Annotated in this window: 24 protein-coding genes; 3 read left to right on the top strand and 21 right to left on the bottom strand. The window is 65.6% G+C overall.

Annotated elements, in window-relative coordinates; genetic code table 11:
* Position 1 precedes the first annotated feature (1 nt).
* Complete coding sequence (locus tag ACIQCS_RS14530) at positions 2 to 661, top strand: NADPH-dependent F420 reductase (RefSeq protein ID WP_066115932.1); 660 nt, start codon at positions 2 to 4, stop codon at positions 659 to 661.
* Positions 662 to 859: 198 nt separating this feature from the next.
* Here the strand turns inward: ACIQCS_RS14530 and ACIQCS_RS14525 are convergent, their stop codons facing one another.
* The 18 genes from ACIQCS_RS14525 to ACIQCS_RS14440 all read right to left on the bottom strand — a co-directional run bounded on the left by ACIQCS_RS14525 (position 860) and on the right by ACIQCS_RS14440 (position 13,292).
* Positions 860 to 1,291, bottom strand: coding sequence for a CopG family transcriptional regulator (locus ACIQCS_RS14525; protein WP_066115930.1), 432 nt, complete (start codon positions 1,289 to 1,291; stop codon positions 860 to 862).
* A gap of 8 nt (positions 1,292 to 1,299) precedes the next feature.
* Positions 1,300 to 3,288: a conjugal transfer protein TraG gene (locus ACIQCS_RS14520; protein WP_066115928.1), complete on the bottom strand. Its 1,989-nt coding sequence runs from the start codon at positions 3,286 to 3,288 to the stop codon at positions 1,300 to 1,302.
* A 25-nt stretch (positions 3,289 to 3,313) separates the two neighbouring features.
* The gene (locus ACIQCS_RS14515; RefSeq protein ID WP_066115954.1) at positions 3,314 to 5,053 is read right to left on the bottom strand and encodes a VirD2 family relaxase/mobilization nuclease; all 1,740 of its coding nucleotides are present in this window, start codon (positions 5,051 to 5,053) and stop codon (positions 3,314 to 3,316) included.
* Between the two features lie 244 nt (positions 5,054 to 5,297).
* Positions 5,298 to 6,059, bottom strand: coding sequence for a lytic transglycosylase domain-containing protein (locus tag ACIQCS_RS14510; protein WP_066115927.1), 762 nt, complete (start codon positions 6,057 to 6,059; stop codon positions 5,298 to 5,300).
* A 3-nt stretch (positions 6,060 to 6,062) separates the two neighbouring features.
* Positions 6,063 to 6,410: a DUF736 domain-containing protein gene (locus ACIQCS_RS14505; RefSeq protein ID WP_066115925.1), complete on the bottom strand. Its 348-nt coding sequence runs from the start codon at positions 6,408 to 6,410 to the stop codon at positions 6,063 to 6,065.
* 45 nt (positions 6,411 to 6,455) lie between these two features.
* Positions 6,456 to 7,001 (bottom strand): S26 family signal peptidase, encoded by a 546-nt coding sequence (locus tag ACIQCS_RS14500; protein ID WP_066115923.1) that lies wholly within the window; start codon positions 6,999 to 7,001, stop codon positions 6,456 to 6,458.
* On the bottom strand, positions 6,998 to 7,516 hold the full coding sequence (locus ACIQCS_RS14495) for a DUF2840 domain-containing protein (RefSeq protein WP_066115921.1): 519 nt from the start codon (positions 7,514 to 7,516) through the stop codon (positions 6,998 to 7,000). Before ACIQCS_RS14495 ends, ACIQCS_RS14500 begins: the two co-directional genes overlap by 4 nt.
* Entirely contained in the window at positions 7,513 to 7,767 is a 255-nt protein-coding gene (locus tag ACIQCS_RS14490) for a hypothetical protein (RefSeq protein ID WP_066115919.1), read from the bottom strand. The genes ACIQCS_RS14495 and ACIQCS_RS14490 overlap by 4 nt, the downstream gene beginning before the upstream one ends.
* Positions 7,764 to 8,402, bottom strand: a complete 639-nt coding sequence (parA, locus tag ACIQCS_RS14485; RefSeq protein ID WP_066115917.1) for a ParA family partition ATPase — start codon at positions 8,400 to 8,402, stop codon at positions 7,764 to 7,766. Before parA ends, ACIQCS_RS14490 begins: the two co-directional genes overlap by 4 nt.
* A gap of 208 nt (positions 8,403 to 8,610) precedes the next feature.
* Positions 8,611 to 9,498, bottom strand: coding sequence for a replication initiator protein A (locus ACIQCS_RS14480; protein ID WP_066115915.1), 888 nt, complete (start codon positions 9,496 to 9,498; stop codon positions 8,611 to 8,613).
* Between the two features lie 11 nt (positions 9,499 to 9,509).
* On the bottom strand, positions 9,510 to 9,791 hold the full coding sequence (locus ACIQCS_RS14475) for an AlpA family transcriptional regulator (protein ID WP_066115913.1): 282 nt from the start codon (positions 9,789 to 9,791) through the stop codon (positions 9,510 to 9,512).
* A 138-nt stretch (positions 9,792 to 9,929) separates the two neighbouring features.
* Complete coding sequence (locus ACIQCS_RS14470; protein ID WP_066115911.1) at positions 9,930 to 10,424, bottom strand: DUF2285 domain-containing protein; 495 nt, start codon at positions 10,422 to 10,424, stop codon at positions 9,930 to 9,932.
* Positions 10,399 to 10,689: a transcriptional regulator domain-containing protein gene (locus tag ACIQCS_RS14465; RefSeq protein ID WP_219730918.1), complete on the bottom strand. Its 291-nt coding sequence runs from the start codon at positions 10,687 to 10,689 to the stop codon at positions 10,399 to 10,401. The genes ACIQCS_RS14470 and ACIQCS_RS14465 overlap by 26 nt, the downstream gene beginning before the upstream one ends.
* Before the next feature lie 119 nt (positions 10,690 to 10,808).
* Positions 10,809 to 11,072, bottom strand: a complete 264-nt coding sequence (locus tag ACIQCS_RS14460; protein WP_108609713.1) for a DNA -binding domain-containing protein — start codon at positions 11,070 to 11,072, stop codon at positions 10,809 to 10,811.
* Between the two features lie 126 nt (positions 11,073 to 11,198).
* Positions 11,199 to 11,441 (bottom strand): helix-turn-helix transcriptional regulator, encoded by a 243-nt coding sequence (locus ACIQCS_RS14455; protein ID WP_026227536.1) that lies wholly within the window; start codon positions 11,439 to 11,441, stop codon positions 11,199 to 11,201.
* Positions 11,442 to 11,630: 189 nt separating this feature from the next.
* Positions 11,631 to 11,960, bottom strand: coding sequence for a DUF736 domain-containing protein (locus tag ACIQCS_RS14450; protein WP_018429585.1), 330 nt, complete (start codon positions 11,958 to 11,960; stop codon positions 11,631 to 11,633).
* Positions 11,961 to 12,536: 576 nt separating this feature from the next.
* Positions 12,537 to 12,977, bottom strand: a complete 441-nt coding sequence (locus ACIQCS_RS14445; RefSeq protein WP_066115952.1) for a hypothetical protein — start codon at positions 12,975 to 12,977, stop codon at positions 12,537 to 12,539.
* 147 nt (positions 12,978 to 13,124) lie between these two features.
* On the bottom strand, positions 13,125 to 13,292 hold the full coding sequence (locus ACIQCS_RS14440; RefSeq protein ID WP_174076593.1) for a hypothetical protein: 168 nt from the start codon (positions 13,290 to 13,292) through the stop codon (positions 13,125 to 13,127).
* 68 nt (positions 13,293 to 13,360) lie between these two features.
* On the opposite strand from ACIQCS_RS14440, the gene ACIQCS_RS14435 reads away from it, so the two are divergent.
* Both ACIQCS_RS14435 and ACIQCS_RS14430 read left to right on the top strand, forming a co-directional pair.
* Entirely contained in the window at positions 13,361 to 13,645 is a 285-nt protein-coding gene (locus ACIQCS_RS14435; RefSeq protein ID WP_066115908.1) for a hypothetical protein, read from the top strand.
* Entirely contained in the window at positions 13,629 to 14,189 is a 561-nt protein-coding gene (locus tag ACIQCS_RS14430) for a flavin reductase family protein (RefSeq protein ID WP_066115906.1), read from the top strand. The genes ACIQCS_RS14435 and ACIQCS_RS14430 overlap by 17 nt, the downstream gene beginning before the upstream one ends.
* A 10-nt stretch (positions 14,190 to 14,199) precedes the next feature.
* Here the strand turns inward: ACIQCS_RS14430 and ACIQCS_RS14425 are convergent, their stop codons facing one another.
* From ACIQCS_RS14425 to ACIQCS_RS14415, 3 genes are all read right to left on the bottom strand, one after another.
* The gene (locus tag ACIQCS_RS14425; protein ID WP_066115904.1) at positions 14,200 to 15,135 is read right to left on the bottom strand and encodes a DUF2493 domain-containing protein; all 936 of its coding nucleotides are present in this window, start codon (positions 15,133 to 15,135) and stop codon (positions 14,200 to 14,202) included.
* A 315-nt stretch (positions 15,136 to 15,450) separates the two neighbouring features.
* A complete protein-coding gene (locus ACIQCS_RS14420) occupies positions 15,451 to 16,497 on the bottom strand; it encodes a toprim domain-containing protein (RefSeq protein WP_066115902.1) in 1,047 nt (348 codons plus the stop codon).
* Positions 16,497 to 20,849, bottom strand: a complete 4,353-nt coding sequence (locus ACIQCS_RS14415) for a strawberry notch-like NTP hydrolase domain-containing protein (protein ID WP_066115900.1) — start codon at positions 20,847 to 20,849, stop codon at positions 16,497 to 16,499. The genes ACIQCS_RS14420 and ACIQCS_RS14415 overlap by 1 nt, the downstream gene beginning before the upstream one ends.
* Positions 20,850 to 21,033: the final 184 nt, after the last annotated feature.

Below are 21,033 nucleotides of genomic sequence, written 5' to 3'. Positions count from 1 at the left end.
TATGACGACCATCGGCATCATTGGCGCCGGCGAGGTTGGCAGCCACGTCGCCCGCGCCGCCATCGCAAGCGGCTACGAAGTCGTCATCGCCAATTCTCGAGGACCCGAAACGTTGGAGAGGCTCATCGAAGAGCTAGGCCCTTCAGCACGCGCGGCATCGGCCACCGGCGCTGCCGCGGCGGGCGAGTTCGTCGTGGTGGCCGTCCCGCTCAAGCTGGTCAACGACATGCCTGCGACTGAGCTTGCGGGGAAGGTCGTAATCGATACGAACAACTACATGGCCTGGCGCGACGGCCATTGCCCGATCGTCGAACGGGGCGAAAAGACGGAGCACGAACTGCGTCAGGAGCAGCTTCCCGCATCGAAGGTGGTCAAGGCCTTCACGCACATCCAGGCTCCCCGGATCATCGCTTGGGGGAAGCCAGCCAACTCCTCCGACCGTCTGGCGCTTTCGGCGTCGAGCGATTTTCCCGACGCGGTGGAGATCGTAAGGCGACTGTACGACCAATTCGGGTTCGACACTGTCGACAACAGCCCGCTCAGCGAGTCCTGGCGCACCCACCCGGGTCAACCCGCATGGAAGCAGGAACGCCAGACTCGGACGGAACTCATTGCCAACCTGGCCCGTGCACGCCGTATCATCCGGGCGCGAAATTCCTGAACGAGGGGCAGTTTTCGGCGACCGGACCCGAACCCGCCGAGTGGCGCCTTCGAGCGCGCATAGCGGACCGGTTGATGGTTGTCTGACGTTGGCCGGCAAGGGAACAGGAGGTTCTCACGAACCTTGACCGAAAGCTGCCCGAGCACTTTCCTCCAAATCGAGCTATTCGGCGAGGCTGCGGCTTGCCTGCCGAGTTTTCTAACTTTCGTTCGTGGGCTCGATATCCTCGGAGATCTCTTGCCTAAGTTTCGGTCCGTGAGCGAGTCGCCGGCCGAGCGCAGTGACGAACGCCTCGTAGCGCTCGCCGGCTTTGGCCCGCGCGGCTGCCTGGGCGGGCTCCGGTAGTGGCGGGTTCGTCGTCAGCCAGAAGCGGATGAACACGGCCAGCGTTTCGACGGCGATGCCAAGGTCGCGTTCCATACGCGCCATTCGCCGGTCGAGCTGATCGAGCCGCTTCGTCGTCGCCGCCTCCTGCCGCTCGGCAGCATCAGGCGACAGGAACGAGGCGATGCCGGCTTCCGCGATCAGCGAGAGGGATTGATCGCGCCGGGCGGCGTGCGCGGCGAGCGCCTTCATGACGTCCGGTTCGAGATACACGGATAGCCGCTGCTTTTTGGGGGGCTTCGCCATGGTGCCTCCTAAAGCTCGATGCCGTCGCCGGGATCGAGCGATGCTTGGCGTGCCACCTGGCGCATGGTGTGGTTCATGCGGGAGAGACGTGCGGCATCCTCATCGGCATCGTCGCGGGGATCGATCTCGAACTCGTTTTCGATGGGTTGCTTAGGCTCGACGGGCTTTGCGCGGCTTAGTTCTGGCTGATGTCGGCGCTCGGAGTCGGTCGTATCCTCATCCTCCGATCCGCTCCCGCCGCCTGTCGCCGTCAACACGGCCGGTGTCGCTGGAAGGGGCAGCGTGCTCCAGTCGTCCGGTCGGGCCGTTGTCGGCTTCACCAGGTTCGGAGGCGGTAAGATGCGCTCCTGAAACCGGCGATCCTCATAATATCGCGCCTTCTTCGCGCGGATCGGCGGTGTACCGGCGACCATGACGATTTCGTCGGATGGCGGAAGCTGCATGATCTCGCCGGGGGTCATCAGTTGCCGGGCTGTTTCCGAGCGCGAGACCATCATGTGGCCGAGCCAGGGCGACAGGCGATGACCGGCATAGTTCTTCATCGCGCGCATCTCGGTCGCTGTGCCGAGCGCGTCCGAGACACGCTTGGCGGTCCGTTCGTCATTGGTCGCGAAGCTGACGCGCACATGGCAGTTATCGAGGATCGAGTTGTTCGGCCCGTAGGCCTTCTCGATCTGGTTCAGCGACTGGGCGATGAGGAAGGCTTTGAGGCCGTAGCCCGCCATGAAGGCGAGCGCGCTCTCGAAGAAGTCGAGGCGGCCAAGGGCCGGGAATTCGTCGAGCATCAGGAGAAGGCGATGGCGGTTGCCCTTCGCGTTCAGATCCTCGGTGAGCCGCCGGCCGATCTGATTGAGGATCAGGCGGATCAGCGGCTTGGTCCGATTGATGTCCGACGGCGGCACGACGAGGTAGAGCGTCGTGGGATGCTTGCCGCCGACGATATCGACGATGCGCCAGTCGCATCGGCGTGTGACCTCGGCGACGACAGGATCGCGATAGAGACCGAGGAACGACATGGCGGTGGACAGCACGCCCGACCGCTCATTGTCCGATTTGTTGAGCAACTCGCGCGCGGCGCTGGCGATCACCGGATGCGGACCGGCTTCGCCGAGATGGGCGGTCTTCATCATGGCGGCGAGCGTCGAATCGATCGGCCGCTTCGGATCGGAGAGGAAGGCGGCGACGCCAGCCAGGGTCTTGTCGGCCTCGGCGTAGAGGACGTGCAGGATGGCGCCGACCAGCAACGCGTGGCTCGTTTTTTCCCAGTGGTTCCGCTTTTCCAGCGAACCCTCCGGATCGACCAGGATGTCGGCGATGTTCTGAACGTCGCGGACCTCCCACTCGCCGCGACGCACCTCGAGCAGCGGATTGTAGGCGGCGGACTTCGCGTTGGTCGGATCGAACAGAAGCACGCGACCGTGACGCGCGCGAAAGCCGGCGGTGAGCTGCCAGTTCTCCCCCTTGATGTCGTGGACGATCGCAGAGCCCGGCCAGGTCAGCAGTGACGGCACGACCAGGCCGACGCCCTTGCCGGATCGGGTAGGCGCAAAGCACAGCACATGCTCAGGCCCGTCGTGGCGGAGATAGTCACGCTCGAATTTCCCCAGGATGACGCCATCCGGGCCCAGTAGGCCGGCGGCGCTCACTTCGGGGGCGACCGCCCAGCGGGCGGAACCGAACGTCTCGGCGTTCTTGGCCTCACGCGCCCGCCAGACGGACATGCCGATCGCGACGGCGATGGAAATGAAGCCGCCGGACGCCGCGATATAGGCGCCCTCGATGAAGATCGGCGGCGAATAGGCATCGTAGAAATACCACCACCAGAAGAAGGCCGGTGGATAGTAGATCGGCCAGCCGGCCAGTTCGAACCACGGAAGTCCGAGCTGGGGCTGGAAGCCGAGCCGATAGGCTGTCCACTGCGTCGCCGCCCAGGTCGTCATGAGCACGATCAGAAAGACGGTGAGGATCTGGCCCCAGAGGATTTTGGTCGCCGACATGGCGGGCACTCCTTTCTTGGTTGGGCTACATGCCGAGGCCGCGGTTGCGGCCGAAGCTCCAGTCGACGCCACCGGCACCGCGCGACACGCCGGAGACGTGCTGACCGATCTGGCGTTCGAGGGACGGCGACCAGGGCACGAGCTGGAAGCCGAGGCCGTCGTCGATCATGGCGAAGCGGCCGGAAGCGAGCGCGAAGCGCTGGCGATAGGTGCCCGCCACATACTCGCCCGTTGCGACCTTGGAGAATTGTCGGCCGGTCTCGGCCGCGAGCTTGTCGCCAAGGGCGTCGACCTCGCGCTGCCGCAGCATGTCGATCAGCCCGGGTGAGAAGCTGACGCCCCGTGTTTGTCGCTCGGCGAGACCTTGACCAACGAGATGGTCGGCACGGCGGTCCATAGCCTGGCGTACCTCGGCGCCGAAGCCGCCGCCGCCGAGCGGAACGGGCTCACGGGCGATCGCCTGCCGGTCGAGCCAGGTCGCGCCGGTTGCATGGACTTGCCTCTCGATGTCGAGATCGGAGCGGACGGCGAGCGCGACCCGTCTGCGTCCCTGCGCGTCGTCGAATTTGCGCAGCTCGACGATCGAGCCCGGCGCGCTATCGCCGGCCGCGTCGAGGTCGGGCAGCTTGATATGATGGGTCCGTCCGTCCGTGCCATCGACCACGGCGTAGGCGGTGCCCTTCAGCTCATCGTCGAGACCACGATCGACCAGCCGGCCAACGACAGGATCGTTGAGGCTCTCGCCGGCGAGCACATAGCTGGCGGCGCCGCGCTCGATACCGCGTTCCGTCAGGCCGCGATGAATGCGTTTGATGATGTCGCCACGCTCGCCCAGTTCGCGCAGCGTCGCCTCGGCATTCTCCGATACGACCCATTGGCCGGGGCCGACCTGATCCGCAAGGCCGAGCGTCTCCAGCTTCCGCAGCCGGCCGACCTTCATCGCGTGGAACTCGTCGGGCTGGCGATCGGGATGCGGGGCGAGATCGACGATGCCGGTGCGATAGGCGTCGCGCGAAAGCTGGCGGTCGAGATTGGTCCAGCGTTCCGACTCGATCTGGCGTTCGAGATTGCGGCGCATCTCGTGATCGGTGCGCGGCCCCAACTCTTGGGTGACGAGATCCTGCGCGCGGGCGCGCATGCCTTCCTTGATGTAGTCGCGCGAGATGACGAGGTCCTGGCCGTCATCGGTGCGCCCGCGCAGGATGATGTGGACGTGCGGATTATCCGTGTTCCAGTGATCGACACCGACCCAGTCGAGCTTGGTGCCGAGATCCTTTTCCATCTGCCCCATCAGGTCGCGGGCATAGGTCTTGAGGTCGGACATCTCCGTCGCGTCCTCGGGCGAGACGATGAACCGGAAATGATGCCGATCATCCTGGGTCCGCTCGGCGAAGGCCTTGGGATCGGCGTCCTCGGTCTCGGGACCGAACAGCCGCGCCTTCTCCCCGTCCCGGGTGACACCCTCGCGCCGCAGGTAGCTAAGGTGGGCGGAAAGCGGCGTGGCCCGCGCGCTACGACGGACGACGCGCGTCTTGATTACGGTGTTGCGCGATCGGCTGGTGAGCAGCCGGTTGGCCTGCACCGTCGCGCGCTGGCCGCGCCCGAAACGCGAGCGGTTGCCCGAACTGATCGTGCCGGACCGCGAGACGCTGCCGCCGGCGCGCTGCGCGGCCGCCAGCGCTTGGGCGATGAAGGGTCGCGCCTGCTGCGCGCGGGTCGAGCGGATGCGGCCTGGCCGGATGCGGAAATCGTCCTCGCTGCTCATGGCCGAGGCCCCGCACATCGCGCAATCGCGCGGTAATCCTTGGCGAAATGGCGGATGCGCAGGCTGCGCCGATCAGGCGCACCTCGCGCCAATGCGCCATAAGTCCCTGAAAACACACGACCGCACCAAGCCGCACCTCGCGCGCTTTTATCTCGCCATCGTGCGGTTGTGTTGCCTGCTCTCCCTCCTCGGACCGCCATCCTTCCGCCAGAGCACGCTATTCCGCGAAATGCTGCGAGCACCGTCATCGCGGCCCCCCATCGCCGTTTCGGGCGACAAACAGGCCTGCGGATTGCGGAGCGATGGCTGTGGCATCGCGCACCGGAGTTGCAGCCGGGGTCTCATTCGACGCGCGATCGCCGGTCGTCGAAACAGCGGTGGCGGCGCGCTCGGATTGCACGATGAACAGCGGCGAGCGCGTCCAGGCGTTGGGATCGGCGGCCGCGACCGTGACGGGAGCAAGCGCGTCTGCGCCGCCGATAATGGGCGCGAGCGCGGCGACATAGGCGCGGGTTTCAGCGGGCAACGGACGGCCAGCAAGATACTCTTCATAGCGGCCGGGACCAGCATTATAGGCCGCGAGAAAGCCCGGCGAACCGTAGCGGTCGTGCATCTCGCGCAGGTAGGCGGCGCCTGCCAGAATGTTGTCGCGTGGATCGTAAGGATTCGCGCCGAGCCGGTGACGGGCGCGCAGATCAGCCCATGTGGCGGGCATGACTTGCATCAGGCCCATCGCGCCGGCCGACGAGATCGCCCGCACGTTGCCAGCGCTTTCGACGCGCATGACGGCGCGTATCCAGTGCTCGGGAATGCCGAAGCGTTGCGCGGCCTCGGTGATGAATGTGGCGTAGGGAGCGACGCGAGAGGGGCGCTCGGCGGACACCGTCTGCGCATTCGCATTGGCGCAAAGCGGTGCGGAAAGCAGAAGGCCGGAAAGGAGAAGGAGGACTGTGCGCCGGGCGGTGTTTGACCGCCCGGCGACAGCTTTGGGGAGCGGGACCGACATCGTTCAGTCCCGCTCTGCGCGCTTGGGCGGACGATTCCAGTGCAAGCCCCAGGCGGACTTGTCGTCGGCGGACTGGAAGAGGTTAGCGCGGATCGGATGACCGAAGGTCGGATCGTCGATCTGCAGCGAGACGTAGTCGCCGGCCTTCTCGCCAGTGCGCTTCCAGCCCGCACCGATCTCCGCGCCGGTTTCGTTGTTCATGCTGTCGAGAACATGGACGCGGAAGTCTGGCGCGTTCTCGGCATCGGACGGTTCGGCCGGAACGATGATGATGTCCTGGTGCAATGTCAGCGTCATCAGGTGGCCGATGAAGCCGTCATTTTCGCTCGTGAATTGACCGATGAGGGACATGGGTTTCTCCTTGGCTGTGCGGTGGACGGGGTCATGGGCGTGCCGTCACCGCGTCGGCGCGCGCCAGACGAAGCGGTCATCGCCGTCCTCGTCGGTGTAGAGGGGGGTGGCCCGGCCGATGAGCGAGCTGGCGGGGAGCGGGCCGAAGTAACGGCCGTCGAGGCTGTCGCGGACCTGCCAGTTCATCAGGAACAGCTCGTCGTCGGCGATGACGCGACACCCCTGCCAGATCGGCAGTTCGCGGCCCCGACGATCACGGTCGAGCGCGTCGCCGATGGCGTGGCCGTCGACGGTGATCGTGCGGCCGGATCGGCACACACGTTGACCGGGAAGGCCTGCTACCCGCTTCAGCAGCGGCGCGCCGCGTGGCAGATATCCGCCATCGGCAAGGAACGTGGCGATCGGCTCCGGCGCCGCTACGGCGACGAGGTCGGTCGCTTCCAATCCGTCGCTGGCGCTGATCGCATAGAGGCCGATCGGCGTGCTCGCGGAGGCATTCCAGATCAGCTTTGGCGCGAAGGAGACGATCGACAGGACGCCCATCAGCATCACCGCGAAGTACGTCGTCATGACGTATCCAAAGCGGCTCATGGCATGATCCTCCGGCGCAAGAGGAAGGCGCGATGCTGCTGCGCGTCGTAGGCGCGCGGTGTTTCACCGGCCGTCAGACGGTTGTGAACGTGTCGCCAGTGATCGGGCGAAACGTCGATCGCTTCGATGCCCCGCGCCTCGATCGCATCGATGAGCTGGAGCACGCGCTCGACCTTCGGCCAGCCATCGGCGCGCAACAGGATGTCGCCGCCGGGGCGCACGGATGGCAGAGTCTGGCAGCGCTCGCCCGCACCGACGGCGCGCACGATGTCGAGCCGAGAAAGTGCGGTGCCGTAGTCGTTGGAGGTCCAGCGAACGAAGGTGAAAACACTGTCCGGTGCGAACGACACGACGCGTCGGCGGCGGTCGAGGATCTGTTCGGCGATCTCGCGGCCGAACCTGATCCAGAATTCGATCTTCTTCTCGACCCACGTCAACTCGACATGGGTCAGTGCATCGGCCGCTGGCGCTGGCGGCAAGCCGCTGCGCAGCGACGGGTCGGCGACACCGATCATCGCGGCTCTCCTTCGCTGGTGGGGAACTCGCGCTCGAACAGCGCGCGCAGCATCTCGGCGACCGTCTGTCCGCGCTGGAAGGCGGCAATCTTGATCCGGCCGCGCATGTCGGCGGTGACGTCGATCGTCAGCCTGGCGGTAAATTCGGCGGCGGGGTCCGCGCGCGGCGATGGACAGTCTGGCGCCTTGATCCAGCTTTCCGGATCGGCCGGCCGGGACGCGAAACTGCGTTTCGAGGACCGCTCGCTCATGCCCCGATCCTCGTGACTTCGGCGGCGAGCGCGGCAATCTCCCGCGCGGCGGGCGATGTATCGTCCTGCTCGGCCGCGAGCCGTCCGGTCTGCACGACATCGGCGAAGGCGATGCGCTGACCGATGGTAGTGAGGAGCGGCGGGGGATCGTGTTCCGCGAGCGTCTCAGCGGTTTCGCGGGCGAGGATCGTGCGGGCTGCACAGCGGTTGAGTACGAACCGCGCCTTGAGGTCCGGTCGATAGATCCGCGCTTCGCTGAGCAGCGTCAGCATCTCGGCCGACGCCCAGCCGTCGAGCGGTGACGGCTGCACCGGGATCAGTACAAGATCGGCAGCCAGCAGCGCCGAACGCATAAGACCGGCAACACGCGGCGGTCCGTCGATGACGACATGATCGACGTCGCGCGCCAGCTCCGGCGCTTCGCGGTGGAGCGTGTCGCGAGCCAGGCCGACAACACCGAAAAGCCGCTCCAATCCCTCCCGGCCGCGCTGCTGTGACCAGTCGAGCGCCGATCCCTGTGGGTCGGCGTCGATCAGCGTGATGCGCTGCCCATGCCGAGCCCATTCACCGGCGAGATGGAGGGCGAGCGTCGTCTTTCCGACGCCGCCCTTCTGGTTGAGGAACGCGACGATCATGACGGTCTCCCGGCGATCGGGGACTCGTCCACAGCGGTCGAAAAAGCGGGGTCCGTTAGAAAGATTCCGTAGGAATCTAGGTTAGATAAGTTACGGGGCTCGCAAGCTGCTGATTCAGCGCGATGAATCGACGATTCCGGTCCCCGATAGCACGAGAGTCCGGTCCCCGATGGCACGATAGCGCCGGTCCCTGATAGCACGAGATGATTCACAGCTTATCCCCAGGTCGAGTTGTCGAGCGGCGACGGCGGCGCGGGATGCCGAGCGCGTCGGGATTGGTGGGTACGAAGGACAGGATTTCGGGGCCGCCGAGGCACTGCTCGATGGTCAGGCGATAGCCCGGCAGCGGCTGGCGGCGCACGATGTCGCGCAGGTCGTAGGCGAAATGCTTGAGCGGCGAGAGACTGCCGGACTTCGCGTGGAGATGCGGGAAGCCGAAGCTCCAGCCGTGTTCCTGCTTGCCGCCGTGCTTGCGCACGAGGCGGTAGAGCCAGCGCTCCAGACCGCCGGTCAGCCTGAAATAGTTGCGGTCGATCGTCAGGACTAGCGCGTCATCGAGGACAGCGGCGTAGAACCAGTCCGGCACGATCAGTTCGAGCCCGAGCGGGCGGCCGCGGTGATCGGCTCGCTCCTTCCATTCGTTGATCCAGGAGAAGCGGTGCATCCGCCGCTCGGTCGGCTGGCGGATTGAGGTCGCTATGGTGGTGGACTGGAGGCGGTCGAGCGCGGCCTTAAGCCGGTCGTAATCGCGCAGCGAGACACCGCGTCCAATGAAGTTCAGAATCTCGTAAGGCGTGGTCGCCATCAGGCGTGACGGGCGCAGGCCGACGTCACGGGCCTCGACGATTTGCGAGGCCGCCCAGATCAGAACGTCCGCGTCCCAGATCGTCGCCATGCCGTGCTCGGGCACGGCTTCGACACGGATTTTCACCGAACCCGCCTTGAAGTCGATCGGCGTCAGGCGCTTCGACTTGGCAAGCGAGAAGAACGGATAGGCCATGAGGTCCTGCGCGTCGCGCGGCGCGAGATCGCCGGGCAGCGCCCGGAACAGATCGAGCTGCGCACGCTCGTCGTGCTGTGTGTGACGGGACGACATGGCGTGTCGTCTCAGCGCGGCTGGCGGCCGGCGAAGCGGCGATCCGACGGCTCCTGCCGCTTGGCGGGGAGCACAGTGCCGCGCGGATCAGAGGTCGAACTGACGAGGCCGCGATCGGCCCACGTCTGGAGATCCTCTATGGCGTAGACGACTCGGCCGCCGAGCTTCCTGTAAGCCGGGCCGGTGCCGTAGGTGCGGTGCTTCTCCAGTGTGCGCTCGGACAGTCCGAGGAAGCGAGCGGCCTCCTGCGTGCGCAGGTAGCGTGGCGGGATGCCGGCGGTCGTATCGGCCATTGTCGAGCCTCCGTGCTCTCATCGGGGGCCGCTGCCGTCAGGCGGCGGTTCGAGAGCACGGTGGCGTGAAGACGGTGGGTCGGACGATGTCGGAGATAGGAATCTAGTTTCGACACGCCGCAGGCGGACGATGGCGGGCTATGATCGGCGGGGTCGGCGCAGGAGGGAGCGGTAGCCGCCTTCAACGAGTTTCACGCCGTCGCGCGCCAGCCGGATCGTGATTTCGCGCAGCGCGTCCCCGGCCCAGGAGGCGGCGTCGATTTTATGACTAGGGAACAGAACCTCCCCGATCGATCGATATGTCGCGCCGGCACGACGTCCATCGACCGCACGCAGCATTTGGCGCGCGCGCTCGCGGCGCTGCGGCGTCATTCGAGGGTCGTTCGGGACGCGCTTGCCTTTGATCGCGCTCCAGAACCGGGTCAGCGCGGTCTGTCGATCCGGTGTGAGGTCATCGAACATGACCATCGCCGCGAGCGGGTTCTCGTCCTGCGGGTCTGCGAGCGTGACGTCATACTGCTCGCCGCGGATATCGAGCCTGAGATGAGCAGGGTCGTGCTGGAATATGGTACGGAGGCGTAACTCGTCGGCAGTGATGGAAAACCCTTCAGGGCGCGGACCTGCGGCGAACATTATTGCTGACGGATCGACTTGAGGGGTCCAAAAAATCTGCTGGGCATGAGCCGCGATGAGAGGGTCGGCGCCGAAATCGCAACCCCCATAGGTTCGCAAATTCTTCGGCCGTTTCGGGTGAGAGTCGGCCGCTGGACACAAGCTCCTGATAGGCTTTCCGGTAGTTGGGGTTTCGGCGCAGGAATTCCCAGGCAAGGTCACCCGGAGTTAGATTGTCGATATAGTTGTAGGCGGTCTCAGACCGCCAACTTTCATCTTCGGACATCCTCCACCGCCTCCGCGAAATTATGACGCAACGCGAGTCAAGCAGCGGTCACGATCCCAAGTTGAGCGTGGCGTGGGAAGAACGAAGTCGGATCAACGTGATGCAGGTTCTGCATCACCTCAATGGAGGCGGGGGCCGAGAAGCTCGCAAAAGCCGTTTTCGGTCATCCATTTCGCGCGAGCGAGGTGAGCGGCATGAATTTTCGCTGCGCGGTTGGGGTCCGCTGCGGGATCGAGGCCGAAGAGAAGCTCCACGACTTCCTCCCAGGTCGCGCCGTCCGCCTCGGCGTCGAGCAGCCTCAGGTACAGCTTCAGATGCGCCTGGTCATAGGCGGTGAGCGCCGCGCCGAGCGGCGGTTCGTCCAGATATTCTGCGTTGGTCACGATGAGCCCCACGAGTCATTCGTATCCAATTTGGAGCGGTTTGTTAACCGTAATGATATCCCGCGCCACACCGCCGCGGTTTGACGCAAAATCAGGATGGTCGGGCGGGTTCGCCCGAAAAAGTCGTCAAGGGTTGTCCTTGTCACCAACCAGCATCACTCCCACGCTTTGGCCGGAGTTGAGCAGGACGATGCCACCGCCTTCAAAGGCTCGACGGACCTGATCGCGTGTTGATTCATACACCTCGAGCCCGCTGTCGGATTCAAGGCGCTTCAACGCGGTCAGTGATACCCGGGCCTTGTCAGCGAGCGTCTCCTGTGTCCAGCCGAGCAACGCGCGTGCGGCCCGTGATTGTCGGGCGGTGATCATGCATGATCACCTCCCACTCGGACCTACGCGTACGCCAGAACTACGGCTATAATAGTCGTTCTTGCTAGAAAAGACCAGCGGTTCTGGCTTTAGCGGGCGCGATTCCGGTGTCCAGAACCAGAGGTGATTCGCTCCACCGTCAGGCGTTTGGCCCCGCCCGGATTGTCCGGGCGGGGCGTCGCGCTGGCCTTACTCGCCGTTGCGGCGGCCGCTAGGGCGGGACCAGATGAGGCTGAAGCCTTCGCCTTCCTCGTCGTCGAAGAGGTTGGCGTAGATCGGGGCATTGAAGCTGGGATCGTCGAGCTTCAGGCCCAGATAGGCGCGCCCCTCGTTGGAGGTCTTGGACCAGGCGGCGCCGATCTCGGCGCGGCCGACGAAGACGCGGTGGCTGGGGGCGTTCTCTCCGGTAGCGCGGGCCTCGGAGACGATGCGGACGTTCTTGGTCTGCAGGCTGAGGGTGACGATTTCGCCGGTGTACTCGTTGTTGCCGGTCTTCTTGAAGGTGCCGATGGTCGCCATGGTAGTTCTCCTTGAACTCTGTTCCGAGCCCGCACCATTGCGGCCTCGATGGCGATCGACAGGCCGGAGGCGATTGACGGCGCACCCCGCAGGGGCCTGACAGCAAAGGAGGGGCTTTCTTGGCTCGCGAGGAATGACGGCGCAGCCGGCAGGGGAAGAAAGTTTCGACGCCGCTGTTGCGGCATAGGCGATCGAGGCGCAGCCGACCTTCGGCCAGATCAGCCCATTGAAGAGGCCGTTTTGGAGCGGTCGACCTGACAGAGACGCATCACAGGAGAACGTGGCGACCACCCCGAACCGATGGACCGTGACGACGCCTGGCACCGCGGTTCAAACCAGCTCCGGCAGACGCTCCGTTCCGCCGACTCCTGCCCGTCGCCCACGCGATCGCCCCCTCTCGGCACTCGCACCGTCGTTGGGCGCGCCGTCAGGGCATTGCCCCCAGCACCGTCACCGAGGGCATGGCGCGTCAATTGGGTTAGCCGTTGATCCGATCAACGCGATTGAGAACGACCCTGCCGACGAGGAGCGCGACACGTAAGACATCAACCCACCGTCCCGCCGCCGGCAACGATGTCAGGCGCGCGCAACATTCTGCACGGTTGGCCCGGGCACGGCCATTGCTGTCACCCGAATCAGCGCCGTGACGCCAACGGCGACTGCGCCGATGACGGAGAAGATGATCTGCCAGGTGTCGGAGGGCATGGTGTGTTTCACGATGCCATGTGTCGCATGGTAGCCGGCGAGCGCCGCAGGCGCGACGAAGGCGAGTGCGATCGCGAGCCGTATCCAGAGCGGACGGATGAAGGCGAGCAGGAACTGCCCGAGGCCGAGCGTCAGCGCGGCGGCGGCGAGGCCGACGAGGATCGCCCCGAGCCAACCGGCGCCGGTCTGGAAGGCCCAAGTCCCGGCGCTGACGCCCGCGAAGAACGGCAGCGCGAAGACAGCCAGTGTGAATAGAAGCCAGCACAGGGCGCCGATCGCCGCGATGCTGGAGAGGATGCCGATGAAAACCATGGTGGTGTTCTCCGTGAGATAGAGGTCTGACGGTCGCGCCTCCACCACCACCACCACGGCGCGTCGCCAGTATAGCCAAAGAGAAGGCGGGACGGGAGCGGAAATCCAGTAGGATTCCCGCTTGCGGTCGCGACGCCTTGCCCGCGGTCAGCGGGCGAAGGGATCGATCTCGTGAACGATGGCGGCGAGTTCGCCGTCATATTCGCCGGCCGGCATGACGCCCATGGAGCCGTCGCCGGCCTGGAAGATGACGATGGTGACCATGAGGGTCGTAGCGAGGCTGAAGGCGAAGGCGTGAGCTTGATTGAGGGTCATCTGACCGGCTCCTGTCTTGGAGGCGGGAGACCATCTCCCGCGCGACAGGCGCCCGATGTGTCCGGCCGATGGCCGCGATCACCGCGCAGGCGAAGCCGGAGCGGCGGCACGCTTTGCGTAGTCCGACCCTTTACGGGTTGATGGCGTCAGGCCAGCGGCTGGACCAAGGATCAGCGCATTGGAAGCGGGGGATGGTTTTCCGCCATGACCGGGGCCACCATGGTAACGCCCGTTCAATGCTTTCGCGCCAAAGCATCGCCGCCATGCTGCCGGTCGTGATGCTGCCGACATGGCCGGGTATGATCATGCAAAGCGCAGTTGTCGAAGAGAACGCCCATGCCGAAGGTGCCTGAGAAGACCGACTTCCCCGTCAGCCAGGTGCGGCGCTATCTGGAGCCCGGTCCGATCGTGCTGGTGTCATCAAAGTGGCAGGGCGCGATCAACATCATGACGCTCGGCTGGCACACGATCCTGGAATTCTCGCCGTCTCTCGTCGGCCTGATGATCTCCGGCGGCAATCACAGCCACCGCATGATCCGCGAAAGCCGGGAATGCGTGGTCAACCTGCCGACGACGGCGCTGACCGATACCGTGGTGGGGATCGGCAACACGTCGGGGGCCGAGATCGACAAGTTCGCCAAGTTCAATCTCACGCAGCAAGAGGCGAGCAAGGTCGATGCGCCGTTGATCGGCGAATGCCATGCCAGCTTCGAATGCCGCCTTCACGACGACGCGCTGGTCGACAAGTACAATTTCTTTATCTTCGAGGTGGTGAAGGCGCATGTCGCCACGTCGCCTAAGCATCCCGAGACGCTGCATTACACCGGCGATGGCGTGTTCGTGGTGTCCGGCAAGGTCATCAGCCGCAGATCGCTGTTTCGACCCGAGATGCTGTGAGAGGCGGCGCTTACGCGCCACCTCCCTTCGGGCGGAAGTCGAACAGCGGGATGCCGAGCTTCCTCGCCTTGTCGGCGAGATTGTCCTGAATGCCGGTGCCGGGGAAGACGATGACCCCGATCGGCAGGACGTCCAGCATCTGATCGTTGCGCTTGAACGGTGCGGCCTTGGCGTGTTTCGTCCAGTCGGGGGCGAAGCCGACCTGCGGCACCTTGCGGGCGTCGGCCCATTTGGCCGCGATCTTCTCGGCGCCCTTCGGCGACTTGCCGTGCAGCAGCACCATGTCGGGGTGCTTGGCGTGGACCTGATCGAGCTTGGCCCAGATCAGGTGGTGATCGTTGAAGTCGAGCCCGCCGGTAAAGGCGATCTTTGGACCGGCAGGTAGTAGCAACTGATTGTCGGCCCGCTTCTTGGCAGCGAGGAAGTCCCGGCTGTCGATCATCGCCGAGGTCAGGTTGCGATGGTTGACCATCGATCCGCTGCGCGGTCGCCAGTTCGATCCGGTGTGGCGCTCGTAGTGCTCGGCCGCCTGGTCGCGCATCAGCTCGAAGGCGTTGCGGCGTTCGATCATGGTCTGGCCCTCGGCCGTCAGGCGTTCCAGCTCGACGGCCTTCACTTCGCTGCCGTCCTGTTCGCGTTGGCCGCGGCGCTGCGCCTGCTCGTTGTCGTCCAGCTCGCGCTCGATCCGTTCGTTGGCCCGGTGGAAGACGTTGACCGTCGACCAGAGGAGATCGTCGAGGTCGGGCTCGAGGCGGGTGTCCTCCAAAGTGACGATCAGGGCGTCGAAGATGTCGGCGATGGCGCCGGCGACATGGTCGCCCTCCGGAAGTGGTCGGGGATCGGGTTCGTCCGTGAAGGGACGGTAGCCGTAAAGCTGGAGTTCGCTGAGGACATGGTCGGTGGGGGAAGAGGCGTGGTGCGGTTCGTAGTCGTCGTGCTCGCTCATCGGGATGCTCCGTCGGTTCGACCGCGACCCTCGCGGCCTTCATGGCGACGAAAGCCTGCGGGCGGGCCGGACCTGCATCCGCAGCGAAGCGGAGGGCCGGAGCATAGCGGAGGAGGACGAAGGCGGGCTATTTTGCCTCGCGATGGAAAGCGGCCTCTGGCCGCGCCGGAAAATAGTCCGCCGCAGGCATTGCGGGTCCGGGCCGTTTGCTGGCCGATCGCCCTCTCGAAGGCCGGGGCGCGGTTCTCTCCGACCTGGGGATCATCCGAGCGACGCCGACGACGGCGCTCCCGCCGACTGCATTCTCCTGTCGGCCTATGCCGCCAGCGCCATGAAGCGTGCGACGTCCTGTGGCGCGATCTGCACTCGTGCCGCTGCACGGAGGCTGTCCAGACCAGACAAGCGGAGATCCTCGTTGAAGTCGCCCAGTCTCGGAGACACTACGACCGCCTCGATCCCGGCCGCGTTCGCCCGTTCGATCAACGTCGCCATCGCACCGTCGCCGGCCGGATCGTTGTCGCGGGCGATGTAGAGCCGGCGCAAGGTGTCGGGGAACAGGATGGCCGAGAGATGCGCCGCCGAGAGCGCCGCCGCCATCGGCATGGTGGGCAGCGCCATTCTGAGCGACAGCATCGTCTCGATGCCTTCGCCGGCCGCCATCACTTCTCCCGCCACACCGAAGCGAACGGCGTGTCCCAGGAGGTCGCCCATCGCCCGTCTCGGCGTGTCGATCGGGGCTTTGTCCGAGCCGTCAGGGGCGAGCCAGGTGCGATGTGCGCCGGTCTGACGCTCGTCGAGATCGGTGACCGATGCGATCATCGCCGGCCAGGTCTCGGTCGGGGAATATTCGTCAGGCCGGTAATAGCAGCGGGGATGGAAGCGCAGGCTTCCGGTTCCGTGCAAATCCGTAATGCCGCGTGTACGCAGATACGTCTTTACGAGCGTGCCCGAGATCGGCTGCGCCATGGCAAAGAGCCGCCGTGCCGCTTCCGGTGATCCGGTCGGGGCTGGTGATTTGCGCTCGCCACCATGCGGACGGTCCGGTTCGGGATGTGGCATCGACAGGAAGGTGCGCGCCTCATCGGCAACGTCCTTGAAGTCGACCAGACCGCAGCTTTCGCGGATGACGTCGAGCAGGTCGCCATGCTCGCCGGTGGCGGCGTCCGTCCATTTGCCGGCCGCGCCTTTGCCGGTTTCGCCACCCTTCAGGCGCACGAACATCGACCGGCCGGGCGTGTTGCGCACATCGCCGACCAGCCAATAATGTCCCTCCCGGTGACCGGCGGAGAGATAATGACGGCAGACCGCATAGGCCTGCCGGCCGAGACGGATCGCCAGATCGGAAGCGTCCAGCCGTGCCATCACGCCGCCTCCCGCTCGCCGATGCGTTCGACAGGGTAGCGCTCCAGCACCTTGGCGATGATCGCAGCGCCGGTCGTATCGGTCGGCACGAACATCCGCAGCTTCCACGAGATGATCTCGTGAAACAAGCCATAGGCCCGCAGGCGGTCGCGCATGGCGTCGGTGAAACCGGACAGCTCGATGCGGTTGGCGCCCATGACCCTGACGCGGCGAAGCTGAAGACCCTCGGTCAGATCGAGGATGGTCTTTCCGTCCATCAGCGCCATGAAGGCATCGTCGGGCGTCAGGGTTGACGTGCCGGTCGCGAGCGCGCCGGCAACCCAGGCGGGCGAGACGCGGCGGCCGACGATGCGCTCGCCGTCATCTGTCTGGAGCCGATAGACCCGCGTCGATTCTTTGGGCAGCCGCTTCCAGATCGGCAGCAAGAGCCCGCTGACGACATGGATGGTGCTGTCGGCATATTCAGGCACCTCGGCGGCCTCGGCATCCCAGGCTGCTTTGAAGGCGATCCGCTCGGCCTGCACCCAATGGGTCTCGTCCATCATCTTGATGGGGATGTTGTGCGCCTCCATCGGCCGGATCAGCCGCGCGCGCCGTTCGATCTCGCCATCGTCCAGCATGATGCTGGTGGTCGGTATCTGCACGGCGGCGCGGCCCGAGCGCTCGTTGATCAGCAGCCTGGTGCCCGGGTCGTTGAGATGATCGAGCGCCTCGGCCAGCGTCACGGGGCGGTTGCGCTGGCGCCGGGTGATGGTCAGCAGCCGAGCCTCGGCGCCGGTGCCGGGATGAACGTGGATCGTTCGGCGGTCGGTGACGATGAAACTCTCGGCCTGCAGCGTCTCCAACCCGACGTCGTAGCTGCCCGACGCGATGGCGCCTTCGATCTTGGCGTTCAGAAGCCGCTCGAACGCCGTGAACAGGACGCCCTGGAGTTCGATGGTCAGCGCCAGCAGCCGGTTAAGAAAGGTGGTGATCGGCGGCAGTTCATCCTTGATGCCGGTGGAATCCATCAGCGACAGGCCGGTGGCGTCCTCGAACATCTGGAGCGAGCACCCATCGACCTTGCCCCGCACCAGCAGGAGATAGAGCTGGCGCAGTGCATCGCGGGCATAGTGCGATTCCAGATTGTCCTCGGGCCGGAACAGACCCTGACCGCCGGTCTGGCGCTGGCCGCGCGTGATCGCGCCCAGCGTGTCGAGGCGGCGGGCGATGGTCGATAGGAACCGCTTCTCGGCCTTCACGTCCGTCGAGATCGGCCGGAACAGCGGTGGCTGCGCCTGGTTGGTCCGGTTGGTGCGGCCCAGGCCCTGAATGGCGGCGTCGGCCTTCCAGCCCGGCTCCAGCAGATAGTGGACGCGTAGCCGCTGGTTCCGCGCCGACAGGTCGGCGTGGTAGCTGCGCCCGGTGCCGCCGGCGTCGGAGAAGATCAGGATGCGCTTCTGATCGTCCATGAAGGTCTGCGTTTCGGCCAGATTGGCCGAGGCGGCGCGGTTCTCCACGGCGAGGCGGTCGATGCCGCCGGGGCTAGTCCTGCGGACGATGCGGCGCGAACGTCCCGTCACCTCCGCCACGACATCGGTGCCGAAGCGCTGGACGATCTGGTCGAGCGCGCCGGGGACCGGAGGTAGGGAAGCTAGCCTCTCGATCAGGCGGTCGCGACGGGCGACGGCGTCACGGCTCTCGACCGGCTGGCCATCGCGAAACACTGGTCGCGACGACAGATTGCCGTCGCTGTCGGTGAACGGCTCATAGAGCTGCACCGGGAAGGAATGGGCGAGATAATCCAGAACGTACTCGCGCGGGGTGATGTCCACCCGGACGTCGTTCCATTCCTCCGTCGGAATTTCCGCGAGACGGCGCTCCATCAGCGCCTCGCCGGTGGAAACGATCTGGATCACGGCGGAGTGGCCGTCGACCAGGTCCTGCTCGACCGAGCGGATCAGTGTCGGCGTCTTCATCGAGGTCAGCAGATGGCCGAAGAACCGCTGCTTGGCGGATTCGAAGGCCGAGCGGGCGGCGGACTTGGCCTGCCGATTCAGTGTGCCGCTGTCGCCGGTGATGTTGGCGGCCTGCATGGCGGCGTCGAGATTATTATGAATGACGGCGAAGGCGCCGGCATAGGAGTCGTAGATGCCAGTCTGCTCGGGGGTGAGCTGGTGTTCGACCAGTTCGTATTCGACGCCGTCATAGGAGAGCGACCGCGCGGTGTAGAGACCGAGCGAGCGCAGGTCGCGGGCCAGGACTTCCATCGCCGCGACGCCGCCGTCCTCGATCGCCTCGACGAATTCGGCGCGGGTCGAGAACGGGAAGTCCTCGCCACCCCACAGGCCGAGCCGCTGGGCATAGGCGAGATTGTGGACTGTGGTCGCGCCGGTCGCCGAGACATAGACCACGCGTGCGTTCGGCAGGGCGTGCTGGAGCCGGAGGCCCGCACGGCCCTGCTGCGAGGCGGCGACGTCGCCGCGTTCGCCTTTTCCACCAGCGGCGTTCTGCATGGCGTGGCTTTCGTCGAAGATGATCACTCCATCGAAGTCGGAGCCCAACCATTCGACGATCTGCTTGACGCGGGAAAGCTTCTCGCCGCGATCGTCGGACCGTAGCGTGGCATAGGTGGTGAATAGGACGGCTTCCGATAGCGTGATGTCCTTGCCCTGCGGGAAACGCGATAGCGGCGTGACCAGCAGCCGTTCCATGCCGAGCGCCGACCAGTCACGTTGCGCGTCCTCCAGCAGCTTGTCGGATTTGGAGATCCACACCGCTTTGCGGCGCCCCTGCATCCAGTTGTCGAGGATGATGCCGGCAGACTGGCGGCCTTTGCCGGCACCGGTGCCGTCACCGAGCATGAAGCCTCGGCGGAAGCGCACGGCGTTCGGCGCATCGTCGGGCGCGGCCGAGACGACGTCGAAGGTCTCATCGAGCGTCCACGAACCGGCGAGGAAGTCCGCATGCGCCTCGCCGGCGTAGATGAGGGTTTCGAGCTGGGCGTCGGAGAGGAGCCCATCATTGACGATGTTCGCCGGCAGCCGGGGCCGATAGCTCGGCTTGGGCGGCGCGACCGAGGCCATCGCCACGGATTGTACCAGCTTGGTCGGATGGGGCTGAGCACCGGGGATACGGATCGCCTGCAACCCGTAGTCTTCATAGATCGCGTCGGTGATCCGGCCATCTTCGGCAGGCGTCCAGTCCACGATCTCATAAGCGAGTTCGACGCCTTCGGGTTCGCTAACAGTGCGGAGGGGAGAAGATACGGCGGCGCGCGCGAGATAGCCGCGAACGGTACTCGGCGCGGCTGCCGGGACGGCGGCGGGAACCGAGATGCCGGTATCGACCGGCAAACGTCCCGGAACATGCTCGCCGATCCAGCTGATCACGGTGGCGACGTCGGGGGCAGCGCCTGGTGATGCTGGGAATGCGACGGCGTTTTCCGCCGGGGCCTTGTCGATCACGGTCAGGCGAGTGTCGATGGTCGTGCCATGCTTGGCATAGACCGCACCGTCGATCGCGGCGGTGAATACCACGCGGCCATGTTCCTGAAGTCGGACGAAGGCGTCGCGCCAGGCGGGCGCATCCGGTGAGAAGCTCGATCCGGTGATCGTCACCAGCCGCCCGCCATTGGCCAGTCGCGCCAGCGCGGAGGCGATATGGCGATAGGCGGCGTCGGCCATCCGGCCCGTCACGTTCGCCATCACCGAGAACGGCGGGTTCATTAGGATGATGCTGGGCACGCTGTCCGGCGCGAGATGATCGTCGATCTGGGCCGCGTCGAAGCGGGTGACGGCGATATCCGGAAAGAGGGAGGCCAGGAGGTCGGCGCGGGTGTCGGCCAACTCGTTCAGCATGAGCGCGCCGCCGGCGATCTCGGCCAGGACAGCGAGAAGGCCGGTGCCAGCGGACGGCTCCAGCACGCGATCAGCAGGCGTGATCGCCGCAGCGGTTAGCGCGGCGACGCCGAGAGGAAGCGGCGTCGAGAACTGCTGGAATGACTGGCTCTCCTCCGATCGCCGTGTGTGGGTGGGAAGAATGGTGGCGATCTTCGCCAGCATCGGCAGCGCGGCGGCCGGAGAGCCGGCTTTGCGGAAAAGCGCATTGCCGTACTTGCGGAGGAAGAGGACCGTCGCGACCTCGCAGGCCTCGTAGGCTGACTTCCAGTCCCAGGCGCCCGTGGTATCGGAGGCACCGAACTCCGCTTCCATGGCGGCGCGCAGGATCTGCGCATCGACGCGCTGACCGCGTTCGAGATGGGGAAGCAAGAGCTGTGCGGCTCGGAAAATAGCAGCAGAAGGATCAGGGAGACCGCTGAGGGGAAGCGGCGCGGCCAGCGGAGCTGCCGCTGATGCAGGGATCATCGTCATGGGAAGAACCTCGGAGAGCGGATCGGGACGAACCGGCGGCGCTCTCTCTCGACCGGACCGGCTCGAACCCGTCCCGGCCAACCTCTCGCTCTGGCGCGCGGTATGACCGCCTGACCGCGCGGCCTTCCGAGGTGGGCGGCGCGGCGCTACACTCCTCCATCCAGCACATGGCGAAACTCGGCCC

Origin of the sequence: Sphingomonas sp. NPDC092440 (assembly GCF_044754985.1) — a bacterium.
Lineage (GTDB): Bacteria > Pseudomonadota > Alphaproteobacteria > Sphingomonadales > Sphingomonadaceae > Sphingomonas.
Note: the sequence above shows the minus strand (reverse complement) of the source record. Positions and strands in the feature narration are given on the sequence as shown.